The 1,778-nt window shown below is 54.8% G+C and carries 1 rRNA gene; it reads right to left on the reverse strand.

The annotated features are described in order from the left end of the window. Nucleotides 1-53: 53 nt before the first annotated feature. Nucleotides 54-1,778 (reverse strand): 23S ribosomal RNA (locus JCM14374_RS12760); the annotation flags it as partial.

Consider the following 1,778-nt stretch of genomic DNA (forward strand, 5'->3'; position numbering starts at 1 on the left):
TCGTATTCTCTCAAAACTGCACAGGAAAGAAACAGAAGATATAACTCTCTTTTTAGGTCAAGCCCTCGGTCTATTAGTACCGGTCAGCTTAATGCATCACTGCACTTACACCTCCGGCCTATCTACCACATAGTCTATGTGGGACCTTACCTCCTTAACAGAGTGGGAGAACTCATCTTGAGGCCGGCTTCGCGCTTAGATGCTTTCAGCGCTTATCCGTTCCAGACATAGCTACCCAGCTGTGCCTCTGGCGAGACAACTGGTACACCAGCGGTCTGTCCATCCCGGTCCTCTCGTACTAGGGACAGATCCTCTCAATTCTCCTGCGCCTGCGGTGGATAGGGACCGAACTGTCTCACGACGTTCTGAACCCAGCTCACGTACCACTTTAATGGGCGAACAGCCCAACCCTTGGGACCTTCTCCAGCCCCAGGATGTGATGAGCCGACATCGAGGTGCCAAACCTCCCGTCGATGTGAACTCTTGGGGGAGATAAGCCTGTTATCCCCGGGGTAGCTTTTATCCGATGAGCGACGGCCCTTCCACTCGGCACCGCCGGATCACTAAGCCCGACTTTCGTCCCTGCTCGACATGTCTGTCTCACAGTCAAGCTCCCTTATGCCTTTACACTCTTCGCGCGATTTCCATCCGCGCTGAGGAAACCTTTGGGCGCCTCCGTTACTCTTTTGGAGGCGACCGCCCCAGTCAAACTGCCCGCCAGACACTGTCCCTGCACCGGGTTACGGTGCCAGGTTAGAACTCCAGTAATCCAAGAGTGGTATCCCACCAGTGACTCCACAAGACCTTGCGACCTTGCTTCCCTGTCTCCCACCTATCCTGTACATGTACCACCAAAATCCAATATCAAGCTGCAGTAAAGCTCCACGGGGTCTTTCTGTCCTACCGCAGGTAACCGGCATCTTCACCGGTATTACAATTTCACCGAGCCCCTCGTCGAGACAGCGCCCAGATCGTTACGCCTTTCGTGCGGGTCTGAACTTACCAGACAAGGAATTTCGCTACCTTAGGACCGTTATAGTTACGGCCGCCGTTCACCGGGGCTTCGGCTCATGCCTTCGCGTTTCCACTAAGCACTCCTCTTAACCTTCCGGCACCGGGCAGGCGTCAGCCTCTATACGTCATCTTTCGATTTGGCAGAGACCTGTGTTTTTGGTAAACAGTCGCCTGGGCCTGGTCACTGCGGCTCCCTCTCGCTCATATCAGTAAACAATAATCACGATAACGGAGCACCCCTTCTCCCTAAGTTACGGGGTTATTTTGCCGAGTTCCTTAACGAGGGTTCTCTCGCGCGCCTTAGGATTCTCTCCTCACCTACCTGTGTCGGTTTTCGGTACGGGCACCTTTCTCCTCACTAGAGGCTTTTCTTGGCAGTCTGGAATCAGTGACTTCGGTACTACGCTTCCCTCCCCGTCACACCTCAGAGTTTTGCAGAGCGGATTTGCCTGCTCTGCCTCCTACGTGCTTGGACGCGCTCTTCCATCCGCGCGCTTCACTTATCCTCCTGCGTCACCCCTTCGCTGCAATCGTTAAAAGGTGGCACTGGATTCTCAACCAGTTGTCCATCCCCTACGCCGTTAGGCCTCGGGTTAGGTCCCGGCTTACCCTGGGCGGACGAGCCTTCCCCAGGAAACCTCAGGTTTACGGCGGGCAGGATTCTCACCTGCCTTCTCGCTTACTTATGCCAGCATTCTCACTTCTTACCAGTCCACCGCTCCTTACGGTACGGCTTCTGCCCGATAAGAACGCTCCCCTACCAC

Origin of the sequence: Syntrophomonas palmitatica JCM 14374, from assembly GCF_001311885.1 — a bacterium.
GTDB lineage: Bacteria > Bacillota > Syntrophomonadia > Syntrophomonadales > Syntrophomonadaceae > Syntrophomonas_A > Syntrophomonas_A palmitatica.